Genomic DNA, 16,956 nt, shown 5'->3' on the forward strand with positions numbered 1-16,956 from the left:
AAGCACCCCGGCAGAGGAGGTGAGTCATCAAAATTGGCAATAGTTGCTTACAGAAAAAGTCGTTTATACATTTCCTGAAGCACCCCGGCAGAGGAGGTGAGTCATCAAAATTGGCAATAGTTGCTTATTCCCAATTCCCTGTCTTCACTAATAGACTTTTTCAGCAAGCCCTCATTAGGGTTTGCTAAATAAATATAAAAGCTTTGATGGGTAAAGATTTTAGCCTTATTGTGGTCGAAAAAAGTACCAGATTTTAAGTTCTTCATGTACGGTTCCCAAAAAAATCAAAAAGCTAGGATTTTGGATAGACAAGCACAGAAAAATCAAGGTGAAACTATTCCCCCTACTTTCTCTCTCTTCCCACACTCCCCACCCTTCTTTAGAAGTCAGAAGTCAGAAGTCAGAAGTGATATTCCCCACACTCCCCATCCTTCCCACACTCCTCACCCTTCTTACACTATGCTTTTTTCAGCAAGCCCTAATTACCTCATTCTTTACTCTCTTTTTGACAAAGATAAACTCCTTCTTCTTGATTAGCAGCTTCCCAATAATTCAATATATTTATGCCATAACTACTGAGAATTTCTTTTAGCTTTGCAGTTGTATAACGGTAGGAAAAAAACAACCCAATTTTCTCCCCACTTTTCCACTCTATTAACTGTTCATCTAATTTAAAACTAATATCATTATTCAATTCAAAATTAGCATTAACTCTTTTCAAATTAGGATTTTGCTCATCATCTTTAATTCCAAACTTGATCTTCCCATTTTCCCGATTAACTCCTACATCTTCCAAAACAGTAATTAACCAATCTTTAGTTAGTTCATTGTCATATTGTGGCATAATTTTTTCAATACCTTGAACATAATCAGAACCAGGTGATAAATTTCCACTTAATAGCAATAAATCTCCTTCAGTCAAAAAGTTATTTAAAATAGGAAAAATCTGCTGAGGAGGAAAATTAGGAATCATGCCAAAAAATGTAATAATTCTGATTTCTTGCTCATTCTTTTTGTGAATTTGAAGCATTAGATCGTCAGCATGAAGCAAATCGCAAACAATTGGTTGTACACATAATTCAGGAAAAGAACTCCTAGCTTTTTGAGCAGAAATTATTGCCAAAGATAAACTAACATCTAGAGGATAATAAACTAAATCTGGTTGTTGATTAGATAAGTGTGACAATAACAAACTGTCTTTAGTTCCACCACCAGAACCTAATCCAATTAACTGTAAATTCCTAGATTTATCTAAAATTTCGGCGGTTTTTTGGAAACATTTTTCATAAGCATCAACACAGTCTTCATTAGTTCTAGAAGGAGAATATTCTTGGTGAATTTTTAACCATTTTTGACTTTGTTTGACACTATCATAATGAAATTTATGATTAATTTGCTTTCCAGAAAAACTGACTAAATAATCTTGATAAACTCGATCGGGAAATTGACTAGGATGTACTAATACTTGTTCAAAGATTGCCGACATAAATAATTATAAATAATTCGATTTAAAATGCCTAAATAGCTGAAGTTAAAAGTTTTTTTATTAATAAAAAAAGCTTTTTAGCCAGCATTTTCTAGGAAATACTAAGAGCTAGTAGCTAAATGTTCAAATAAGTAGGTTGGCACGAATCAACGTCACTATCTAACAAAATACTAAAGCAGTTAAAACCACTGAGATTGCTTCCTTCCACGATGTTACCGATCGCTGCGGACGTACTTCTAAATTTTTTCACCTACCTAACCTACTTAATACTAATTTTTAGTAGTAGTTATTATATAATCAGAAATTAAGTAAAGAAACCCGGTTTCTCCTAGAAACCGGGTTTCTGGGTTCCCGTGGCTTTAGTCCTAATAATATAAAAATTATGATACTTACAACCAACAAAATTATATTTTGTCAAGTTCAAAAAGTGAAGAATTACAGTGCTTTTCACTCTCGATGAACCATCAGCTCCATAACCAAAATCCATTAGGGACGTTGTATAACAAAAATGCTAAAGTCCCTACTGTGGTTGACCGACATGAAAACCGCTGTCAAAAAACTAATTATAGACTAGAATCATCCCCAGAATTTTCACCAATACCCAAATTTTCCTTAGACTTTTTCAACTTTTGCCAAAGCTCTTTAACTTGCTCGTAAGCTTCTGCTGCAGTAATTTTCCCACCAGTTTCTAATCCACAAATGAAACTAACTCGTTGAGCAAATTCCTGTAAGTTAGCATTAAATACTAAATTTTCTGGAGTAAAATCACCGCGATAGCGACTGCGAGGATAGAGAAAATCATCATTAATTGCCATTTTTTTCTCCTTTATTAGAATACTGAAAAATAGGGATTATCTACAGTATAGAATCTAAAAAAACGGAGAGGGTGGGATTCGAACCCACGGAGGTTTGACCCTCACTCGATTTCAAGTCGAGCGCATTCGACCACTCTGCCACCTCTCCCTAATAAGTCAAAAGTCAAAAGTGATTTTGGAGTTTTGACCAAACAAGCTGGGACGCTTATAATGCTTTGACGACTACATATCTTAGCACCTATATTGACTCAACAGCAAGTTTTTTTTGGGAATATAACAATTCTTCAGAAATTATTTGTAAATCTTGGTCTACCCAAACTAAGGCCACTTGAGAAATAAACCCTCCTTGCATGGAAACAATAGAAAAATTACGTTTTTTCTGGTTTTCTGTTTCTATAATTCGTGGTACTCTGGCTGCATTAAAATATAAAGTCCCTTCACTGTCCATATCTACACATTTACGCAACCGCTCTTTAGTATGTCGCAAATTATGGTGCATGTGACCGAAAGTAACTAGAGAAATTTTCTTGCCTAATTTACGAGATTGTGTTATGGCGTTGGTAAAGTCTGGATCGCCAAAATCTCCCCCTATAGGTTGCCAGTCTTTTCCTACTGGGTCTTCGGGAGCATCTCCTAAACCAGTTGGTCCATTATGACCAAGAAAAATCACATTTTCATATTTCCCATTTTGGACAGCTTTGACTATTAAATTAGTAGATTCCTCAAAATTATTGACTCCAAACCGTTCCCGATAGAAATCGGCATATCTCCATTCTGGACCGCCCCAAGTAAAAGGACGAGTCCCGACTACTGTTAAAGCTAATTCTGGGAAGTCTAAACTACTATAACCCACATGAGCCTCCCCAAATAAGTCTATTTGTTGTTGGACTCTATCTTCTGTTGTTTGGTCATAAGGACATTTTTTTCTGCCCCATTCTGTGGCTGTATACCAAGCATCGTGATTACCAAAGACTGCTGCTTTTGGAATGTCAACGGCAGCGATCGCTCGAACTACTTCTACTGCTTCATTACCAAAATCTCCCACAAATAATACTAAATCAATTTCTAGATGTTTGAGGGCTATTTCATCTTCTAATTCCCATTTATTATGAACGTCTCCAATAACGGCTATTTTGATTAATTTATTTTGATTATTGGTCATTTTAACTATTTTTTTCCTCAAGTTATTTTCTACTTATTTATTAATAGTTACAACTATAGTAATTAGGAATAATTTGTGATCAAAAACTGTAGGGGTTTGGTCTCCAAACCCAAGTCCCAAGGTATTTAGATGCTAAACCCCGTTAGATAAAATCTTACAATCTATTTAGGATTCCTATATAACAATTTTCATACTATATCATTAGGTAATAAACATTCAGTTATTAGCAGTCAACTCTTTTTAGGGAATGATGCCTCAACAGCTTTTTCATAAAGAAAATAACCATTAATTTAACTTTGGCTAAATTTGAACTAATTCTGGCAAATCTCTGAATTTCTTTTTTATGTCAAGGTAAAATAGATGTTAACTGAATGCTCAAAACTAATAGCTAGTTCAACTATATCATTAGGTAATAAACATTCAGTTATTAGCAGTCAGCTCTTTTTAGGGAATGATGCCTCAACAGCTTTTTCATAAAGAAAATAACCATTAATTTAACTTTGGCTAAATTTCAACTAATTCTGGCAAATCTCTGAATTTATTTTTTCTGTCAAGGTAAAATAGCTGTTAACTGAATAATAAAAGCTAATAGCTAATTAAACTATATCATAATGAATAATCAACAACTAATTATTTTTACTCGTTATCCAGAACCAGGAACCACAAAAACACGATTAATACCTGCTTTGGGAGCTAAAGGTGCAGCAAATTTACAAGTTCAGATGACTGAAGCAACTATTAAAAAAGCTAATAACTTATCTAATATTATTTCATTATTGGTGGAAGTTAGATTTGTTGGGGGCAATTTAGAATTAATGAAAAACTGGTTAGGAGATGATTTAAAATATCAAGAACAAGGTACAGGTGATTTGGGTGAACGTATCATCAAAGCTTTTAAATTTGCTTTTGATCGGGATATAAAATCTGTAGTAGTTATTGGTACAGATTGTCCTAGTTTAACTGTTAATATTATGTTAGAAGCTTTTACTAAATTAACTGAATCTGATTTAGTAGTTGGTCCGGCAACTGATGGTGGTTACTATTTAATTGGTCTAAAAAAAATTATTCCACAATTGTTTCAAGGAATTAATTGGGGAACTTCTGAAGTATTGACAAAAACTGTGGTGATCGCTCAAAATCTGAATTTAACTATTGACTATTTACCAGAACTTTCTGATATTGATCGCCCAGAAGACTTGGAAAAATTAGAGTTTTAAATTAATCAATACATATCTAATTTTCATCTAATTTTAAATTAGATTTGATGCAATAATAAAAAGTATAAATTGTGAACTGTTTAGCTATTAATGGATAACTCGTAATTAAGTAGGTATAGTAATCTTAAATAGCTTGTAAGATTTATAAATGCGGGGTTTTGTCTCTAAACCCTCCCATAAATAGGATTCTTCTATTCAAATGAGCAGTATTTCGATTATTATTCCGGTGTTAAATGAAGTTAGTACAATTTCCCAAACTATTTCTACAGCTCAAACAGGAAAAAATGTAGAAATAATTGTGGTTGATGGTGGCAGTAATGATGGTACTCCCGAACTTGTTAAATCTTTAGATGTTAAACTTATTTCTTCTCTTTCTGGTCGTAGTATTCAAATGAATTTAGGAGCAAATTTAGCAACAGGAAACATTCTTTTGTTTCTGCATGGAGATACTTTTTTACCTTTAAATTTTGACGAATTATTAAGGGAAATTATCGCTAAACCTAATATTATTGCAGGTGCATTTGAGTTGGGTATTAGAAGTAGAAAAAGAAGTCTAAAAATTGTTGAGAAAATGGTAAACAGCCGTTCGCATTTTTGCCAAATGCCCTATGGAGACCAAGGTATTTTTCTCTCAGCTAAAGTATTTGCAGAAGTTGGTGGTTTTCCAGAAATTCCAATTATGGAAGATTTTGAATTAATTAGAAATTTAAAGAAAAAAGGGCGAATTGAAATTGTTTCTAAAGCAGTTTTAACTTCTGATCGTCGATGGCAAAAATTGGGGATACTTAAAACTACTTTAATTAATCAAATTGTAATTATTGGTTACTTACTTGGGGTGTCTCCAAAAAGGTTAGCAAAATTGTATCGTAGTCACCTTTGTCAGTGAAAAGTTATCAGTTTTTAGTTTTTAATTGCCAAAAATATAAATAGGGTTTGCTTATGGAAAGTCTTTTTGTGCAGTTAGGGAGTAGGGGTAAACCCACCCCTAGCCCCTCCCAGGAGGGGAACAGGAAGTTAGAAGAAATCAGAATTATAGAGGAGTAGGGACTCCCTGATGCAACGTCCCTACAGAAGAATTTTAATTTTTCTGTCAAGGGTGAGGTACTTTTTCCCGACCTAAAGTTGCGAAAACCATTAGTATGTCAGTGCTTTCAGATTTAATCAACCAGCCCTACATATCTATATCTATAGCTATAGCTTCGGAAACTACTGTATTTAATTTGTCCCTTCCCTCCATACCTGTTCCCTCCATACCTTAAGATTAATTTTTCTAAAGTTGAAGACCTATTTTGAGATATAAGATGCAGCTACCTCCTAAAATATGACCTTAATATCTTCTAAAGATTTTTCAACTCCAAATCAGAGGAAAGAATAAAAATGACAGAAGCAACAGATTCAGGATTCGTTCAACCCTATAAAGGAGACCCTTTCGTAGGTCATTTATCCACCCCTATCAGTGATTCTGACTTTACCAGAGCATTTATCGGTAATTTGCCCATCTACCGTAATGGTCTATCTCCAATTCTACGAGGTCTAGAAGTAGGTATGGCCCACGGTTACTTTATTGTTGGTCCTTGGACAAAGCTTGGTCCATTACGGGATTCTGATTTTGCTAGCTTAGGTGGACTAATTTCCGCGATCGCTCTAGTTTTAATTGCTACTATTTGTTTATCTGCTTATGGCCTAGTTTCCTTCCAAGGAGAAAGTGCTGAAGGAGCAGACCCGTTAAAGACATCTGAAGGTTGGAGTCAATTTACTGGTGGTTTCTTCATGGGTGCAATGGGTGGTGCCGTTGTTGCTTTCTTCCTATTAGAAAACTTTAGCCTTGTAGACTCAATTTTCCGAGGTTTGTTTAATTAACTAAATACCTCTTTTCAGTTAGCAGTTAACAGCTATCGGTGTATCTGACTGAAGCTAGAGACTGGCAAGACTGAAGTTGACTTTTTTGATCTTTTAAATTATGTAATTGAAGGAGAATTTGAAATGACTGGTGATTACGCAGCATCTTACTTACCTTGGATTTTAATTCCTGTAGTTACTTGGTTAATGCCTATTGTAGTTATGGGTTTATTATTCATCCATATCGAAAGCGAAGCTTAATTCAGTTAACAGTTAGTTATCAGTTATCAGTAAATACACAGCGCTTTCTGTTGTGATGAGGTAAACTTTTGTGGGCAAGATTCCCGCACTACAATATTTGAACTATTTACCCCGTACATCATTTGCTCAAAATATGCTGTAACTGGAGCTAGAGACTGGAAAGACTAAATCAGTTAACAGTTAACAGTTATCAGTAAATCAGGACTTACACGGGAGGCACTATATATAGAGTATTGGTGCGTTGTGCGTTGTGCGGTTTTCATATCGCGTAGTGAAACAAACCCTACCAATAGCGTTTATGCGTAAGTCCTATAAATATAACTGAAGCTAGAGACTGGAAAGACTGAAGTTGATTTTTTCAAATTGGTAGGGATGTTCTATGGAACGTCCCTATATTGTTTTAGTTGTGAGGTTATTTCGGTTATCAGTAAACCTCCGACTAAACTCGGAGGTTGAAAATACTGAAGTTAAATATTTTTTTCATCCCCCTAAAAGGGGAAACGTTAGACCTGATTTTTTGGTAAGGTTATATATCTGAAAAGTGCTGTAAAGCAATACAATAAGTTGGTTAACAGTATCAGTAATAATCGAAACCGTGAAAATATTCGTCTATCATACCCCAGAAGAAACTCCCACAGAAAATATGCCAGATTGCGCGATCGCAGTTGATGTCCTCAGAGCTACAACAACAATGGCCACAGCTATCCATACAGGTGCAGAAGCAGTCCAAGTATTTAGCGATATTGAAGAGTTAATGGCAGTTAGTGAAAAATGGCCTGCTGACAAACGCATTCGAGTCGGGGAACGAGGCGGTAAAAAAGTAGAAGGTTGTGACGAAGGTAACTCACCGTTAAACTTCACATCAGAAGCAGTCAAAGGCAAACGCTTATTTATGACTACTACTAATGGCACCCGTTGTCTGAAGCGTATTCAAAATGCTAAAGTTGTTCTCACAGCAGCTCTGGTGAACCGTCGCTCAGTAGTTGAATATTTGAAGGAAAATCAACCAGAAACAATATGGATATTAGGTTCTGGGTGGGAAGGTAGTTATTCTCTAGAGGATACAGTTTGTGCAGGGGCGATCGCTCACAGTTTACTTACAGAAACTAATGTTCCTTTAGATCAAACTGTCGGTAATGATGAAGTATTTGGAGCTATGTCTCTATATCTTCAGTGGGAGGAAAAATTATATGAGTTAATGAACTATGCTAGTCATGGCAAACGTCTCCAACGGTTAGAATATTATGAAGACTTGAAATATTGTTCTCAAACTGATATATTGAATGTTTTGCCTATGCAAAAAGAACCAGGAGTTTTATCTTAGAAATGGATATTGTTTCCAGTTCCTCTCTATGACAACTGTTCAACTAGATTTTATAGAACCCATAACCGGATCTATAAAATTAGGTAGGGAGATGGGGAGATGGGGGGATAGGGATATGGGGGGGATGGTGAATATAAGACTATTTTTCTACTACGTCCATCTCATCTACCTGCGGGTCTTCCTCTATCCGTCTCTCCTTGTCTCCCCCCCGCGTCCTCTTCACGGGGTTAGGGATGGGTTAACTCCGGTCTAAAAACACAAAGATACCATAAACAAACGCAAAGAAACCCGGTACGAGGGTAGATGTTTATTGTCAAAAACAATGATTTACCCTAGAAACCCAGTTTCTAGGTTCCCCTCCCTGCATAAGTTCTGGGGATGTTGGATGCAAAATGCCTACACTGTGGACTACTAAAATGAAAAGTGCTGTATTGTCTTTCCAAAGAATTGTGTTTTATATCACAGATGCTTTCTAGTATAAATCACATTTAATTGACAATATAAATCACTGCCATTTCCTTAAAAAAAACGAAAAATAGAAAGATAAGTATTCAGTTATTAATCGTCAGTTATTCCTGTGGAATGCGCTCCCATTCACCAAACCCTATCTAAACCTTTAAATTGCTTTAAATGAATCAGGACTTAAGCATTGGGAAAGAGTTTTGGTCACTTGAGATTGCTTTCGGTCCAGAATGCTCCGCATTCCCTCAGAAAAGTTACGCGAAGCGCAAAACGCTGTCGCTTGCTATTGCCAAACTACGAGTCGCGCCATGACAGAAATACCTTGCTTTGCGTAAGTCCTATGAATATAACCTTTAAAATCTGGTTTCATAGTAAGATTCTATTAAGACAGCTTAGAAAGCTGTGTTACAAACGAATATATACTTGAAAGCTGAATTTTGTTCAGATAAAATTGCTGATTTATCGGGAACCGTATCATAAATCTTTTACAGCAGATTTCATATCAGTGAAGCACACATAAGACAGTCTAAAAGGTTTAACTGCAAAGGTTTTATATTTAATATCTGTACCTAACTATTCTCGAAAGTGCTGTATCTCAAAGTCAAATAAATAGCTGACCGCTAAATGCTGACGATGGAAAATGCTTACAATAAAAGTAATCAACATTACTATAATTAATAGGGAATTTAGTATATTTAGACTGAAGTAGTTTATTATAATTGATATTCAAAACTTCAATTTGTATTGTCAAAATCAGCATGAAAAGCAGTGTTTTGATAAGTATTGATACTGTATGAATTATTTCTAATTTAGCTTTTTCATTCCTCAAATTATCAGGAAAATATCTAGTATAAATACTTATTGAATTGTTGATTACTATGACTTTATCCTGAATTATGACTCGTGAATTATGACTTCTGACTCTTAACTTAGTTTTTTTCGTACCTACCTAGTTATCTATTGTCAAAAGTGTTATAACTTAAATTAAGTAATTATCCTCACCGGATTGATAAATACATCTACTCAAAAATTTAATCTACAAAATATAGGATCAAAAATTATGCAAGCTAATTCTGTCAATCAACCAATGAGTCAAGAAAAGTTAGAGCAGTTAAAAGCATTAACTAAAATAATGATAGTAAGTTTTCTGTGGGAAAGTTCTGGTTTAATGGAAGTACCTACTAAAACTAAGCAGGATACTACAAAACAATCTCAAACTGATAAGTAGATCAGCCTTAAAATTTATCGTTAGATGAAGACAGAAGGCAGATACCATAAAGGGTGCAACCCTGGGTTTGCGACAAACGCAAGTGGTCTTTAGCTAACCCCATAACTTAGTTAATGCTGTGCGATATGTTTGCAAAGCATTCCGCAGGAAAGGAAAAAATGGAGCTTTTAGTATTCTATTTCATTAATTAGTCCTGCAACTATTCCTAAATGATTGAGATTTTTAACTGTTATTTCTTCTACTTACAAACCTCCCCATCTCCTAATCTCTTCCTCAGTGAAACGCTTTTCATATCGCGTAGTAAACACACCTTATTAAACTTTAAGCCTCTCCTTTTTAATGGATAATTGATAATTAGAGATAGTTTTCATTATCAATTATCCATTATTAATTATCCATTATTAATTATGAATTAAATTCCCATCCAAGCCCCTCCATTATGATTAGAATGATTTGCTTTCTCAATGATATCTAGAACTAAACCAGCTTCCATTAAAGGGAATGGTTTAGTATTTTTAGTATTAATACAATCTACTAAATTATCAATCAATCCATTAAACCAATTTGCATGACCAGGATCGTCAAAATTTGTAGGTATAAAAATCTGTTCAACAGGTTGATTTTTTACACTCAAAAATATATCATTATTTTCAATACTAATTTCTCCTTCTGTTCCCTGAATCCTGTAATATGATTTTGGCATTGACCCTAAAGAACTAACAGTAATATTAATTAATTTTTCTTCCCAATCTAAAGAAAAAACAGCTAAATCTTCTAATTGATTATCTGTTTCATTGAGATTTCTAATATGTGCAGATATTTGTTGGGGAGAACCACCAAATAGAGTTTGAGCAACAGAAATTGCATCTAAACCATGATCGATCATAATACCACCACCAAATAGTTCTGGATTGTTTTCCGACTGTCGTTTATTCTGGGGTAAAGTACCTTGAAAACCTCCACCAAATATATTAAAAGATGCAAATAAAGGTTGCCCTATTTTACCCTCATTAATTAAGTATGCAGCGTGTACTATTGAAGGGGCAAATTTATAATTGTGACATGGATATAAAACTCGTTTTCTTTCATCTGCTATATGTACTAATTCATGGTACTCATTTTTATTTAAAACTAATGGTTTCTCACATAAAACGTGCTTATCTGCTCCTAATGCTTGTTTAACACTTTCCAAATGAAAAGTATTAGGTAAGCAAATATCAACTATATCTATTTCATCAGAATATTCTTCTAATAAATCCCCGAATTTTTCATAAACTCGGATATTTGGGTATTGTCGGAGTGCTGCTGCACGCCTTGCTGTTACAGGGTCTACTACTGCTGTAAGATCAATGTCAGAACGATTTCTGTAAGCTGGTACATGGCTTTTCTCAGCATTAAATCCAAAACCAACAATGGCTACTTTCACAATCAAAAATCCTTTTAGTATATAAAGTTTTAACATTTTTTAACAAAAGTTATGACTTTTGTCAAGTCTTTTTATTTAGAAGGAAGAAGGCAGAAGCAAGAAGGAAAAAGGCAGAAGGAAAAAGGCAGAAGTGAAGTAGGAAGAAGGCAGAAGGAAGAAGGCAGAAATAAACATTTAAAAAAAGGAAAAAGGCAGAAGGAAGGAGGTAGAAGGGAGAAGGTAGAAACTAGAAGGAAAAAGGCAGAAGGAAGGAGATAGAAGGGAGAAATAAACATTTAAAAAAATGACTAAGGTTAGTTAATTATCTTGTAAACATTTCCTAGGGAATGCTGCGCAAACAGCATTTAGCTTTTTTCAAGAATCAAGCAATTCTAAGGTTAGTTGATGACCAATTTTATTTATAACTTTTGCTTCTCGCTATTAGGCTAATTCTATCTTTCGTGTGATAATAAGTTAATAAGTCAAAGCTGAAGACTAAATACTTATAAAACCGAAGTTAAGGTAGATAATAAATTTAGAGAGAATATAAGCAAACTAACTAATTAATTAATCTAAAATAATAAATATACAGAAGCCATTTACAATCATAATTTCCAAGATTTTCCAAATATACTTATCCAAATTTTTGCTTAAATTCCATTACTAAGTGTCAAGAAGTATATGTAAGTTTATAAAATATTAGTGTAAGCATTCCGTAAGAAATGCTAAGCAAACAGCAGTCAGCTATTAGCTATTAATTTTGAAGAAGGTAAAACAACTCTTAAAATTGAGAAACAATAAAAAGTTGCTGTCGAAGTTCCATTCCCAAAGCTCAGAAGCAATTATTCATTACTAATAGCTGATAGTTGAATGCTTAAATATTAGTAGTGTCATATATAGATTATAGTCCATGAAGATTTTATCATTAACTTCTATTGTTACTGCCACAATAATGGGATTTTTAAATCTCCCTATTAGTAATCTTTCTGTTAATGCTCAAACTCCTAATTTTTTCTGTGGTAAAATTGGTGCTACTCCAGCCACAATAGCTAATAAAAAAGGTAATAATATTCCGATTATTCTCTGGAGTGCTAATAATTATTTTAGTCAATCAGGAGAAGATACTTTGACTAGATGTACTAGAGTATCTGGAATTTTATCTACTCAAGAAAGAAATGGATATAGGAATATTACAGTAGGTACTTCTAAAAACGGAGAACCAAATATTTGTGCTGCTATAGGTGGTTCTTGTCGATTATTATATCAAGTTCCTGGTGGTCAAAATCCTCAAAAAGCTCGACAAGAATTATTGAGAAGAGTTGCTAATCCTCAACCAAATTTACCACCAATTACTATTGATTGAAGGAAGAGGGAAGAAAGAAAAAATATTGAAAAAAATATTGAAATGGCTGTCTAAAATTAGTTTTAAAAGCTATTTTTAAGCATCTACAATCAAGATTAATTTTTTGTATTATTCTTTTTTGAAACTGCTATCATGTTATACTTAATCAAGACTTCAGTTATTAAGTAATATAATATTTTGCTTCTAATACTTATGCTAGCTATAGATTCTGGAAAATACAGATACCCACCAATTTTTTTCTACAGCAAAGATGGCTGGATCGATCTCTATAAGTCTTTTTTCCAGTCTTTCTATTTCACCATACATAAATTCATCGTCATTTTCGTTTCATAGAGAAAAAAGAAAAAAAATTCCTTTTAGCCAATCCTCTTCTTGATCAGAAGAGGTAATTATTAATTATTAATTATTGAAAGTATGCACTTATAGCTTTCCCAAGACAAACTATATTAGTATTCATAAAAGTAATTTCATAAAAGGTATCTGCTGAAATGGAGTAAATAGAATTATTTTCTTGATTAAAACAAATAAAAGAAGGGGTAATTATTAATTATTAATTGTTCATGGCTTTATTGCTGAACGTAGCATAAAGCATAAATTTTTCTTTTTGGTAAATTTGTTTTTGTTTCAATAACCATTTCCTAAGAACTCTACTCCCTAATTTTCTGGCAAAATTCTCTTACTCTAATAAAATAGTTTGGTCTTTTTTCTAAAAATCTGCAACCTTTACTCAAAAGCTCCTCTAAATTTTCCACAGACCTTAACCAAACTTGACCATTACTATCAGCTACAGCAATTTTTTTTCCATCTGAACTAAAGGCTATATTAATTACATTTTCAGAAAATTCAAATTGGCTAATCTGTCGTCCTGATAAATTCCAAAGCCGCACAATACTATCAATTCCCACAGTAGCTATTAATTCTCCATCAGGACTAAAACTAACTAATTTAGTATCCAAATGTAAACTTTGAAAACTATTTACTAATTTGCCTGTAGGAATCTGCCATAATCCTATGACTCCGTTTGATGTTGCTGTTAGTAATGTCTGAGGTTTATTGATGCTAAAGTTCATACTAATAGCTTCTACATTTAAGGTGTTGAAGTTATTTTCAGATAGATTCCACAACCTAATGGTAGATTTGCCATCTAATGTGGCTAGAAAATTCCCATGAGAACTAAAACTAACACTTCTAATCAAATCATTATCATCCAAAATTTTATCAGATGAGATATTTATTGGCGATGATGATAAGTTCCAAATGTGCACAGGGATATCTATTCCAGTAGTTGCTAAATATTTACCATCACCACTAAAGCTAATACTATTAACTTCGGTTTCAGATATTTCTAATACATATAAATTTTTCCCTAAAGTTTCCTCTAATAAACTCCATATTTTGACCGTACCGTTACTACCAGCAGTTGCTAAATATTTACCATCAGGATGAAAAATTAGACTATTAACGGATTTTTGTTTTGTTTGCCATTCTGTCATTTTTTTGCCTGACAAATTCCAAATAATTACTTTTCCATCTATTCCTGTTGAAGCTAAAAATTCTTGATTAGGACTAAATTTTACACTGGTGACAGCACCCTGATGACCTAACAAAATAATTTTTCTTTTCAGAAGTAAACTATCTTCAAATTGTTCTTGTTCATCAAGTTTATCAAGAATTGTTTGTAAAGCTAATATTGGTCGAGTTGCAGGATATTTTACTAAAGGAGTATTCTTATTTACTAAAGATTTTAATTTTTCTCCAGAAGAAATAGCTTTAGGTAGAGCTTCTAATAATTCCTGATTTGTTGCCGATTTTTTGATGGTTAATAATAAAGCATCAGTAGCAGTTTGTTCAATTTCACGACTAGATTGTGCTAGTTTAAATCTTTGATAAGCTAACCAAGAAAAACCGATGGAGATAATCAAAGATATCCCGAAAATAGTAGAACCTATTTGAATCAAACGTTTAGCTTTTTTTTGTGCTTTTATAACTTCTAATTGAGCTTTTTTAGTTTCGTTTTTTGTTGATTCTAAAGTTTCTATTTGAGTATCTAATGCTAATTTTTGGCTAGTAGTCAGAAATTGGAAATCTTGATTCCTTAAACTTTTTCCGGCTGCCCATACTAAAGCTAATTGCAATTTTTTTCCTTGCAATAAAGAGGATTTATCTTGACAATTAGAGTTGAACCAGGCTTTTATTTCTTCAGAATAAGGAGGCAACTTTTCTAATTCTTCTATAATCATTTCTTGGTGAAAAACAGTTCCATATATTGGATTAGCAACTATTAATTTATTATTTCGTTTAATTACTAATCCAGATAACCTAAGTTCTATTTGTTCGTGACTATGATCCGTTACCATTCCAGTTAAATTATTCTCTAATATTTCCTGATATAATCCCAATCTTCTGACTATTCTTTCATCCTTTCTGAAGATGCGATCACGAATAGTTTTCAAATGTTCTGGCACATCCTGTGTTTCCCAATTATCAATAATTTTTGACCTCACAATTTCTGCTACTTCCTCTGTCGAATTAATAATTAAATCTCCATTTTCAATTAATAGTTTACAGACCTTTTGAGTTAAAAATGGTTGCCCTCCAGTCCAAGCCAAAACTTCTTTTAAAACTGCCTCCGGTTCCCGACAAATTCCGACTAATCCATCCATTAATGGTAAAGCTTCATCTAATTGAAAACCAGTCAATTCAATTGCCTTTCCAATATTAAAAGGTGTGCTACCTTGTTCCTGACATAAATCTTGAGGCGTACTAACTCCTAACAAAGCAAAAGTTAAACGATTATATTCCTGATTATTAGCCCGTTTATTATAACAAGATCGAATAAATCCTAAAAAATCATCTACTGCAAAATCTAGAGCTAGAATACTATCAATTTCATCAATAAAAATGACAATATTGTGATTAATTTCTGTCAACAATACTGTTTCAATAAACTCACTTAATCTTTGCACAGGAGCCAAATAATCTCGCTCTCGCCACCAGGTACGAATATTCACAGATTCTGATAGATTAAAATTATTTTCTAATATCCGCAAAATACCCGCATACCACTGTTCAATAGTAACTCCCCGATTACCTATTTCTGAAATGTCAATTGCCACACAATAAATACCCTCTTTTTGTAATCTTTGAATTGTTCTAACTTGCAAACTAGATTTTCCCATTTGACGAGAATTAAGAACATAACAAAACTCACCTGCTTTTAGACCTTCATAGAAGTCTTTATCTGCTCGTCGCTGAACATAATTAGGTGCATTTTTGGGCAGACAACCACCGACTTGATAATAAGATTTTTGAGTTGGAGTGTTCATATTATGGAAATATTTATCGGTTAAATGAATAGTTATTTCTATGATACTAATTAACTACAGTTTTTACAGTAATAAGAAACCCGGTTTATACGAGAAACTGGGTTTATGGGTTCATATGGCTTTACTCCTGAGTAAATTATGGTAATATCTAAACTAGAAAAAAATAGCTAATTAACCAATGACAAGATTTATCCATGACCAGTTCGCCTTCAGATTATTTAGAAGAATTGTTATCTGAATTAAGAGAATGTCAAGCTTCCTTAGAAATTCGCAGTTAAATTAGGCAAGTAGATGTCTTTTTTGTACTATCAACGCAACTAAAAACTTTATTATTTGGTACTCCTTAAGTCCTGAAATAATAACTGATAACTGATAACTGAATAAGGGTTTTGGTGCTAAAAATGATAATGAAAATTGGTGTTCGGGAATTTATTGATTACCAGAATACTTCAGAACAGGATTAGCAGTAATTCATCAATTACCAAAAACTTTAGATACTCTATGGTTAAGAATTTTAGGCAAAGGTAGAGTACAAGAAGAGACAATTGATGAATTAGAAACATTGCCACCAGATAATCAATTTAGGTCAAATGCTTTGTTGTTATTATCCGCTTTGCGTAGTAACTTAGAAGTAAGTTCAGAATTAGAAGTACAAGATAGGGACTAACCATAAATCTAATCAAAACACAAATTTTGTGTTTAAATGGTTAGTAAAGCCCACTTTTTTCAAGTAAACGTCCCGATCAGTAACAATACGTCTTATGGGCAAGGCCAGTTCTGACCTAAGAGTGTTCGGTATTAAACAGGCAAAGAAATTTGAAAAGCTAGTGTGCCGAACGTCTCAAGCTTAAATAACCGGGCGAAGACAACTTTACACTTTTTGTAGGAGGGACGCAACAATGTCCAATTCAACCAATTATGTATTTGTACTTGACGCCAAGAGAAGAAGGTATACAAATAGGAAGAGAACCAGGGAAGATTGCTGCAATTATCGAAAATGTGTTGAAAATTAGGTTTAATTCTATAGATAAACAACTAACAGAAATTATTCCATCAATGTTGCCATTA

13 protein-coding genes and 1 tRNA gene are annotated in these 16,956 nt (G+C 33.5%); 8 read left to right on the forward strand and 6 right to left on the reverse strand.

Translation table 11 applies throughout. From position 1 onward, the window contains the following. Positions 1–487: 487 nt before the first annotated feature. The 4 genes from VKJ25_RS03030 to VKJ25_RS03045 form a co-directional block, all read right to left on the reverse strand. Complete coding sequence (locus VKJ25_RS03030; RefSeq protein WP_324235149.1) at positions 488–1,486, reverse strand: L-histidine N(alpha)-methyltransferase; 999 nt, start codon at positions 1,484–1,486, stop codon at positions 488–490. Between the two features lie 563 nt (positions 1,487–2,049). Continuing rightward, entirely contained in the window at positions 2,050–2,301 is a 252-nt protein-coding gene (locus VKJ25_RS03035) for a DUF7219 family protein (protein ID WP_324235150.1), read from the reverse strand. A gap of 63 nt (positions 2,302–2,364) precedes the next feature. Next, positions 2,365–2,449, reverse strand: a tRNA-Ser gene (locus tag VKJ25_RS03040). A gap of 90 nt (positions 2,450–2,539) precedes the next feature. Further along, positions 2,540–3,463 carry a TIGR04168 family protein gene (locus VKJ25_RS03045; RefSeq protein WP_324235151.1) on the reverse strand — a complete coding sequence of 308 codons (924 nt, stop codon included), beginning with the start codon at positions 3,461–3,463 and terminating at the stop codon, positions 2,540–2,542. Positions 3,464–4,074: 611 nt separating this feature from the next. Here VKJ25_RS03045 and VKJ25_RS03050 point away from each other — a divergent pair. The 6 genes from VKJ25_RS03050 to VKJ25_RS03075 all read left to right on the forward strand — a co-directional run bounded on the left by VKJ25_RS03050 (position 4,075) and on the right by VKJ25_RS03075 (position 9,794). Further along, positions 4,075–4,680: a TIGR04282 family arsenosugar biosynthesis glycosyltransferase gene (locus tag VKJ25_RS03050; RefSeq protein WP_324235152.1), complete on the forward strand. Its 606-nt coding sequence runs from the start codon at positions 4,075–4,077 to the stop codon at positions 4,678–4,680. 199 nt (positions 4,681–4,879) lie between these two features. After that, positions 4,880–5,566 carry a TIGR04283 family arsenosugar biosynthesis glycosyltransferase gene (locus VKJ25_RS03055; RefSeq protein ID WP_324235153.1) on the forward strand — a complete coding sequence of 229 codons (687 nt, stop codon included), beginning with the start codon at positions 4,880–4,882 and terminating at the stop codon, positions 5,564–5,566. Between the two features lie 491 nt (positions 5,567–6,057). Then, complete coding sequence (locus tag VKJ25_RS03060; protein ID WP_324235154.1) at positions 6,058–6,540, forward strand: photosystem I reaction center protein subunit XI; 483 nt, start codon at positions 6,058–6,060, stop codon at positions 6,538–6,540. 123 nt (positions 6,541–6,663) lie between these two features. Further along, the gene (locus VKJ25_RS03065; RefSeq protein WP_324235155.1) at positions 6,664–6,780 is read left to right on the forward strand and encodes a photosystem I reaction center subunit VIII; all 117 of its coding nucleotides are present in this window, start codon (positions 6,664–6,666) and stop codon (positions 6,778–6,780) included. 595 nt (positions 6,781–7,375) lie between these two features. Further along, a complete protein-coding gene (locus VKJ25_RS03070) occupies positions 7,376–8,104 on the forward strand; it encodes a 2-phosphosulfolactate phosphatase family protein (protein ID WP_324235156.1) in 729 nt (242 codons plus the stop codon). Positions 8,105–9,626: 1,522 nt separating this feature from the next. Then, a complete protein-coding gene (locus VKJ25_RS03075) occupies positions 9,627–9,794 on the forward strand; it encodes a hypothetical protein (protein ID WP_324235157.1) in 168 nt (55 codons plus the stop codon). 412 nt (positions 9,795–10,206) lie between these two features. Here the strand turns inward: VKJ25_RS03075 and VKJ25_RS03080 are convergent, their stop codons facing one another. After that, positions 10,207–11,220 (reverse strand): Gfo/Idh/MocA family protein, encoded by a 1,014-nt coding sequence (locus tag VKJ25_RS03080; protein ID WP_324235158.1) that lies wholly within the window; start codon positions 11,218–11,220, stop codon positions 10,207–10,209. Positions 11,221–11,271: 51 nt separating this feature from the next. Here VKJ25_RS03080 and VKJ25_RS03085 point away from each other — a divergent pair, with 51 nt between their 5' ends. Beyond that, a complete protein-coding gene (locus tag VKJ25_RS03085; RefSeq protein ID WP_324235159.1) occupies positions 11,272–11,478 on the forward strand; it encodes a hypothetical protein in 207 nt (68 codons plus the stop codon). Between the two features lie 631 nt (positions 11,479–12,109). Further along, on the forward strand, positions 12,110–12,562 hold the full coding sequence (locus VKJ25_RS03090) for a COP23 domain-containing protein (protein WP_324235160.1): 453 nt from the start codon (positions 12,110–12,112) through the stop codon (positions 12,560–12,562). A gap of 647 nt (positions 12,563–13,209) precedes the next feature. Here the strand turns inward: VKJ25_RS03090 and VKJ25_RS03095 are convergent. Then, a complete protein-coding gene (locus VKJ25_RS03095) occupies positions 13,210–15,888 on the reverse strand; it encodes an AAA-like domain-containing protein (RefSeq protein ID WP_324235161.1) in 2,679 nt (892 codons plus the stop codon). Positions 15,889–16,956 lie beyond the last annotated feature (1,068 nt).

Source organism: Okeania sp. (genome assembly GCF_035285525.1).
Taxonomy (GTDB): Bacteria; Cyanobacteriota; Cyanobacteriia; order Cyanobacteriales; family Microcoleaceae; genus Trichodesmium.

Coding starts and splice junctions, on each gene's coding strand:
- VKJ25_RS03085 (WP_324235159.1), top strand. CDS start 11,272: ATGACTTTTGTCAAGTCTTTTTATTTAGAAGGAAGAAGGCAGAAGCAA.
- VKJ25_RS03030 (WP_324235149.1), bottom strand. CDS start 1,486: ATGTCGGCAATCTTTGAACAAGTATTAGTACATCCTAGTCAATTTCCC.
- VKJ25_RS03055 (WP_324235153.1), top strand. CDS start 4,880: ATGAGCAGTATTTCGATTATTATTCCGGTGTTAAATGAAGTTAGTACA.
- VKJ25_RS03050 (WP_324235152.1), top strand. CDS start 4,075: ATGAATAATCAACAACTAATTATTTTTACTCGTTATCCAGAACCAGGA.
- VKJ25_RS03035 (WP_324235150.1), bottom strand. CDS start 2,301: ATGGCAATTAATGATGATTTTCTCTATCCTCGCAGTCGCTATCGCGGT.
- VKJ25_RS03065 (WP_324235155.1), top strand. CDS start 6,664: ATGACTGGTGATTACGCAGCATCTTACTTACCTTGGATTTTAATTCCT.
- VKJ25_RS03075 (WP_324235157.1), top strand. CDS start 9,627: ATGCAAGCTAATTCTGTCAATCAACCAATGAGTCAAGAAAAGTTAGAG.
- VKJ25_RS03045 (WP_324235151.1), bottom strand. CDS start 3,463: ATGACCAATAATCAAAATAAATTAATCAAAATAGCCGTTATTGGAGAC.
- VKJ25_RS03095 (WP_324235161.1), bottom strand. CDS start 15,888: ATGAACACTCCAACTCAAAAATCTTATTATCAAGTCGGTGGTTGTCTG.
- VKJ25_RS03060 (WP_324235154.1), top strand. CDS start 6,058: ATGACAGAAGCAACAGATTCAGGATTCGTTCAACCCTATAAAGGAGAC.
- VKJ25_RS03090 (WP_324235160.1), top strand. CDS start 12,110: ATGAAGATTTTATCATTAACTTCTATTGTTACTGCCACAATAATGGGA.